This is a genomic window from Pseudomonas sp. (assembly GCF_049301935.1).
Taxonomy (GTDB): domain Bacteria; phylum Pseudomonadota; class Gammaproteobacteria; order Pseudomonadales; family Pseudomonadaceae; genus Aquipseudomonas.
The window spans coordinates 1-6,790 of sequence record NZ_JBAQLP010000031.1 but is presented as its reverse complement, the minus strand read 5'-3'; the positions used below and the strand labels follow the sequence as shown (position 1 = coordinate 6,790).

At 65.1% G+C, this 6,790-nt stretch carries 5 protein-coding genes; all 5 read right to left on the bottom strand.

Annotated features, from left to right (window positions below; all coding sequences use genetic code 11):
• Positions 1–428, bottom strand: a 428-nt coding sequence (gene hslV / locus WA145_RS04110) for an ATP-dependent protease subunit HslV (protein ID WP_422580344.1), incomplete at its 3' end; no start/stop codon positions are given.
• Positions 429–560: 132 nt separating this feature from the next.
• A complete protein-coding gene (locus tag WA145_RS04105) occupies positions 561–1,244 on the bottom strand; it encodes an SPOR domain-containing protein (RefSeq protein ID WP_422580343.1) in 684 nt (227 codons plus the stop codon).
• Entirely contained in the window at positions 1,245–2,984 is a 1,740-nt protein-coding gene (gene argS / locus WA145_RS04100; RefSeq protein ID WP_422580342.1) for an arginine--tRNA ligase, read from the bottom strand.
• A gap of 307 nt (positions 2,985–3,291) precedes the next feature.
• On the bottom strand, positions 3,292–4,980 hold the full coding sequence (gene betA, locus WA145_RS04095; protein WP_422580341.1) for a choline dehydrogenase: 1,689 nt from the start codon (positions 4,978–4,980) through the stop codon (positions 3,292–3,294).
• Positions 4,981–5,093: 113 nt separating this feature from the next.
• Positions 5,094–6,566, bottom strand: a complete 1,473-nt coding sequence (gene betB / locus WA145_RS04090) for a betaine-aldehyde dehydrogenase (protein ID WP_422580340.1) — start codon at positions 6,564–6,566, stop codon at positions 5,094–5,096.
• Positions 6,567–6,790 lie beyond the last annotated feature (224 nt).

Here is a 6,790-nt window from a genome sequence, read left to right as displayed (position 1 = left end):
AAGTCGGTTTTCTGCAGCAGGGCCATGGCCGCGGCCTGGGCGAAGCCGCCGCCGGAGCCCATGGCGATCAGGCCGTGCTCGGGCTCAACCACGTCGCCGTTGCCGGTGATGATCAACGAGGCGTCCTGGTTGGCCACCGCCCGCATGGCTTCCAGGCGGCTCAGCGAGCGGTCGGTGCGCCAGTCTTTGGCCAGCTCGACGGCGGCGCGCACCAGGTGGCCCTGGTGTTTCTCCAGCTGACCTTCGAAACGTTCGAACAGGGTAAAGGCGTCGGCGGTGGCACCGGCGAAGCCGGCCAGCACCTGGCCGTGATACAGGCGACGGACTTTTTTCGCGTTGCCTTTCATCACGGTATTGCCGAGGGACACCTGGCCGTCGCCGCCCATGACGACTTTGCCGTTGCGGCGCACTGAAACGATGGTGGTCAAGGGGAGAGTCTCCACGCAGCGGGGCGAAAGTGCCCAATGCCGAATGAAGTGGGGGCAGCGGTGGTCCGCTTCAAGCCCTGGGGCATCCGCTGTCCGACAAATAGTCGTGCGAGTGCGCCACAGGGCCTGAACTTACTGGCTTTGCCGCTGCTGTAACAATAGATTGCTGAAACCGCTGGCAGCCAGGGATTTCTGCGCCTGGCCGAGCTGTTCGCGGGTGGCGAAGGGGCCGACCAGCACGCGGTGCCAGGTTTCCTCGCGCACCGTGCCGGATTCCACCTGCACGTTCTGCCCGAGCAGGATGATCTGCGCGCGCAGGCTGTCGGCGTCGTCCTTGCGGCGGAACGAGCCGGCCTGGAGGAATAACTGCGAGCTGACCGGGCCTTTGGCGACTACCGGCGGCGGTGGCGGCACCTGGCCATTGAGCGCGGCCTCGGCGCGGGCGGCATCGATCTTCGCTGCTTCTTCCGGGGTAACCGGTTTCTGCTCGGGTACGGCCGCCGGTTGCTCGATGGCTTGCGGCGGCAGGATCACTTCCGATTCCGGCAGCAGGGTGTAGAAGTCGTACTTGGGCTTGGCCGGCTCGCTGCTGGCGGGCTTGGCAGCTGCGGCCTTGCTGGCCTGAGAGGCGCGCGCCTGTTCGACCTTGCTGCGCTTGATCTCATCGCGGCCCGGTTCGAGGCTGAACAGAAACACCATAAAGCCGCCGATCAGCAGGCCGCAGGCCAGCCAGAACCAACCGGGCACCGGCTTTTTCGCCGGCGCCTGGTAACGGCTGGCGCCGCGTTTGGCGGCGGGCTTCTTTTTGGCCGCCACTTACATGCGCTCCAGGGTTTCCAGGCCGAGCAGCTCCAGGCCCTGCTTGAGGGTGCGCGCGGTCAGTGCGGCCAGGCGCAGGCGGCTCTGCTGGGTGGCCGGGTCTTCGGCGGCGAGGATCGGGCAGTTCTCGTAGAAGCTGGAGAACAGCCCGGCCAGGTCATACAGGTAGGCGCAGAGCAGGTGCGGCTCGCCCTTGTCGGCGACGCTGGCGAGCACTTCATTGAGCTGCGCGAGCTTGCCAGCCAGTTCGATTTCCTGGGCGGCCTGCAGATCAAGCTGGCCGTCAATCTCATCGAAACCCTTGCCCAGCTTGCGGAACACGCTGGCCACGCGGGTGTAGGCGTACAGCAGGTAGGGCGCGGTGTTGCCCTCGAAACTCAGCATCAGCTCGAAGTTGAAGCGGTAGTCGCTGGTGCGGTGCTTGGACAGGTCGGCGTATTTCACCGCGCCGATGCCTACCGCGCGGGCGATCTGGCGCAGTTCGGCTTCGTCCAGTTCCGGGTTCTTGCCTTTGACCAGGGTGTAAGCGCGCTCTTCGGCCTCATTGAGCAGGTCGACCAGCTTCACCGTGCCGCCGTCGCGGGTCTTGAACGGGCGGCCGTCGGCGCCGTTCATGGTGCCGAAGCCCATGTGTTCCAGCTGCATGCTGGCCGGGACGAAGCCGGCCAGGCGCGCGGCGGCAAAGACCATCTGAAAGTGCAGGGCCTGGCGCTGGTCAACAAAGTACAGCGCGCGGTCGGCTTGCAGAACGCCTGCGCGGTAGCGGGTGGCAGCCAGGTCGGTGGTGGCGTACAGGTAACCGCCGCCGGCCTTCTGCACGATCAGCGGCAGCGGGTTGCCTTCGGCGTTCTTGAACGCGTCCATAAACACGCACTGGGCGCCGTCGCTTTCGCTGAGCAGGCCCTTGGCCTTGAGGTCGGCGACCACCTTGGCCAGGTCGTCGTTGTAGGCGCTCTCGCCTTTGACATCGGCCATGTTCAGCTTCACGCCGAGGCGGTCATACAGCGCCTGGCAGTGGCTCAGGGAAATATCGTTGAAGCGGTGCCACAGGCGCAGGCACTCGGCGTCGCCGGCTTGCAGCTGCACCACCAGCTCGCGGGCACGCTCGGCGAACTCAGGGGAGTCGTCGAAGCGCTTCTTCGCCGCGCGGTAGAAGTTTTCCAGGTCGGCCAGCTCGCTTTCGGCGGCCGCCGGGTTTTCCTGCATATAGGCCAGCAGCATGCCGAACTGGGTGCCCCAGTCGCCGACGTGGTTCTGGCGGATCACCTCGTCGCCGAGAAATTCCAGTACCCGCGCCACGCCGTCACCGATGATGGTCGAGCGCAGGTGGCCGACGTGCATCTCTTTGGCCAGGTTGGGCGCGGACAGGTCGACCACCACGCGCTGCGCCGGGCCGGCCTTGCGTACGCCGAGCTTGCCGTCGGCCAGCAGGGCATCCATGCGCGCGGCCAGGGCCTGGGTGTTCTGGTAGAAGTTGAGGAAGCCCGGGCCGGCGATCTCGACCTTGCTGATCGCGGCATCGCTGGGCAGCGCGGCGATCAGCTTCTCGGCCAGGTCACGCGGCTTCATACCGGCCGGCTTGGCCAGCATCATGGCGATATTGCTGGCGAAGTCGCCGTGGCTCTTGTCCTTGGTGTTCTCCACCTGAATGGCCGGGCTCAGGCCTTCCGGCAGCACGCCGTCGGCAGTGAGGCGGGTCAGGGCTTGCTGAATCAGGTGGCGAATGCTGTCTTTCATGGTCTGCTCGGTCGGCCGTTGGGGCGGCGGCGCACAAAGGCGCTGGTTGAAAACTGCGCATTATCGACGCCCTTCGCCCGCAGCTTCAAGCAGCCTGTAGTTTCGCCGGGCTAAAGGCCGGCGTTATGGGCGGCCGATCACGTCGCCCGGGTCTATCTAGAAGGCTGTGCTCAATCAAATATTGCGGCGGATTCTGCGAACCCGTAGGAGCGGCCTTGGCCGCGATGTTTTTCTGTCGACCTTGATTCGCGGGCAAGCCCGCTCCTACAAGAGCTACGCGTTCTGAGAACCAGCCCGGGTTAGGTTCTTAAGCGGAGCGTTGCGCGGTGCCGCGCACCGCGGCGTTGCCGGCGACGAAATACGGCGCGGTGCTGCGCGGTAACGGGGCGCGGCCACGGATTTTGTCGGCGATCTTCTCGGCCATCATGATGGTCGGCGCATTCAGATTGCCGGTGACGATCAGCGGCATGATCGACGCATCCACCACGCGCAGGCCCTGCACGCCGTGCACTCGGCCCTGGCCGTCGACCACCGCCATAGCGTCTTCGCCCATCTTGCAGGAACACGACGGATGGTAGGCGGTTTCTGCATGTTCGCGGATAAAGGCGTCCAGTTCGGCGTCGGTCTGCAGTTCGGCACCGGGGCTGATCTCACGTCCGCGATACGGGTCCAGGGCGGATTGCGCCATGATTTCGCGGGTGATGCGGATGCCATCGCGGAACTCGCGCCAGTCCTGCTCATGCGCCATGTAGTTGAACAGGATGCTCGGATGCTGGCGCGGATCCTTGGAGGTGACCTGAATACGCCCACGGCTCGGCGAGCGCATGGAGCCCATATGCGCCTGGAAGCCGTGTTCCTTTACCGCGTTGCTGCCGTTGTAGTTAATCGCCACCGGCAGGAAGTGGTACTGGATATTCGGCCAGTCGAACTCGCTACTTGAGCGGATAAAACCGCCGGCCTCGAACTGGTTACTGGCGCCGATGCCCTGGCCAAGGAACAGCCAGTTGGCGCCGATCAGCGGCTGGTTCCACCATTGCAGCGCCGGGTACAGCGACACCGGCTGCTTGCAGGCGTATTGCAGGTACACCTCCAGGTGGTCCTGCAGGTTCTGGCCGACGCCGGGCAGGTCGTGCACCAGCGGGATGTCCAGTTCACGCAGCAGCGCCGCCGGGCCGACGCCGGAGCGTTGCAGCACCTGCGGCGAGGCAATCGCGCCGCCACACAGCAGCACTTCGCGGCGCGCGTTGACGCTGATCGGCGTGTTGTTGTCGCCGAGCAGATAGGCCACGCCGCTGGCGCGCTGGCCGCTGAACAGAATGCGGTCGGTGAGGGCGTGGGTGACGATGGTCAGGTTTGGCCGTTCGCGGGCCTGGTCGAGGTAACCGCGCGCGGTGCTGGCTCGCCGGCCCTTGGGCGTGACGGTACGATCCATCGGGCCGAAGCCTTCCTGCTGGTAGCCGTTGAGGTCGTCGGTGCGTGGGTAACCGGCCTGCACGCCGGCTTCGATCATGGCGTGGAACAGCGGGTTGTTGCCGTGTTTAGGGGTGGTGACCGACACGGGGCCGTCGCCGCCGTGGTAGGCGTTGGCGCCGATATCACGGGTTTCCGCCTTGCGGAAATACGGCAGGCAATCCAGGTAGCTCCAGTCTTCCAGGCCCTTTTCCGCGGCCCAGCCGTCGTAATCCATGGCGTTACCACGGATGTAGCACATGCCGTTGATCAGGGATGAGCCGCCCAGACCCTTGCCGCGCCCGCACTCCATGCGGCGGTTGTTCATGTGCGGCTCGGGTTCGGTCAGGTAGGCCCAGTTGTAGCGCCGACCTTGCAGCGGGAAGGCCAGGGCGGCGGGCATCTGGGTGCGAAAATCCAGGCGGTAGTCCGGGCCGCCGGCTTCCAGCAGCAGCACGCTGACGTCAGCGTCCTCGCTCAGGCGGGTGGCCAGTACGTTACCGGCCGAGCCGGCGCCGATGATGATGTAGTCGAATTCCTGGGTCATGGGGCTTACCTGCTGTGTCACGGCTTTTCGTAGGGTGGGGCGCCATGCGGGGTCGGGGCTGTATCCGATCATCGTGCGCCGTAACCCACCCTACGAGTTTGCGAAAGCATTGTTCAGAACACCGAGCTATAGCCGCCCAGCTCAACCTGTACCGATTTGATCCGCGTGTAGTGCAGCAGGGTGGTCAGGCCGTTTTCGCGGCCGACGCCGGACTGCTTGTAGCCGCCCACCGGCATTTCCGCCGGCGACTCGCCCCAGGTGTTGATCCAGCAGATGCCGGCTTCCAGCTGGTGGATCACCCGATGCGCACGGTTCAGGTCGCGGGTGACCACGCCAGCGGCCAGGCCAAATTCGGTGGCGTTGGCGCGGCGGATCACTTCCTCTTCGCTGTCGTACACCAGGATGCTCATCACCGGGCCGAAGATTTCTTCGCGGACGATGGTCATGCCGTCGTTGCAATCGGTGAACACCGTCGGCGCGACATAGGCGCCCTTGGCGTACTCGCCCTCGGTCACGCGGTGGCCGCCGATCAGCAGGCGCGCGCCTTCGCTGCGGCCTTTGTCGATATAGCCGAGCACGCTGTCCATATGCGCCGCGCTGACCAGCGGGCCGAAGTTGGTGGCCTCAAGCAGCGGATCGCCGAGGCGGATGCGCTTAACCCGCTCCAGCACCTTGGCCTCGAAGCGCGCCTGCAGCATGCGCGGCACAAACACGCGGGTGCCGTTGGTGCAGACCTGGCCGGAGCTGTAGAAGTTGGCCATCACCGCGATATCGGCGGCGCGCTCGAGGTCGGCGTCTTCGAAGATGATCAGCGGCGACTTGCCGCCCAGCTCCATGGTCACTTCCTTGAGCGTCGAGCTGGAGGCGCTGGCCATAACCTTCTTGCCGGTCACGGTGCCGCCGGTGAAGGAAATCTTCTCGATGCCCGGGTGCTCGGTCAGCCACTGGCCGACTTCCCGACCGCTGCCGGTCAGCACGTTGAACACGCCATCCGGCACGCCGGCGGCGCTGTAGATTTCGGCGAGCTTGAGCGCGCTGAGTGAGGTGACTTCACTGGGTTTGAAGATCATCGCGTTACCGGCGGCCAGGGCCGGGGCGGATTTCCACAGGGCGATCTGGATCGGATAGTTCCACGCGCCGATGCCAGCGACCACGCCCAGTGGCTCGCGGCGGGTGTAGACGAAGCTGGTTTCGCGCAGCGGGATTTGCTCGCCTTCGATGGCTGGGATCAGCCCGGCGTAATACTCCAGCACATCGGCGCCGGTGACGATATCGACGTAGCGGGTTTCGCTCAGCGGTTTGCCGGTGTCGAGGGTTTCCAACTCGGCCAGCTCATCGTTGCGTTCGCGCAGAATATCCACGGCCTTGCGCAGGATGCGCGAGCGCTGCATGGCGGTCATCGCCGCCCAGACCTTCTGCCCGGCAGTGGCGCTGGCCACGGCCAGTTCCACGTCCGCCTGGCTGGCCCGCTGCACGCGGGCCAGAACTTCGCCGGTGGCGGGGTTGATGCTGTCGAAGGTCTCGCCGCTGCTGGCGGATACAGAGCGACCACCTATATAGAGCTGCTGTTCGTCGAAGCGGGGCATGGCACGTTCCTCGTGTGCGGTGTGGGCGACGCGAGCCGCCTGGCGCAGGTCGTCGGTGTAGGCAATATAGGCGTAAGGCTAAATTATCTTTATTGAACGATCAATCAATAAAAACGACAGAACGCAGTCAAACGCGACACGCAGGGCGTGGCGGCAGGGATATTGGGTGCTGCGAGATCTGCAGGAGCGGGCTTGCCCGCGATGCTTTTGAGTCAGCAAGAGAT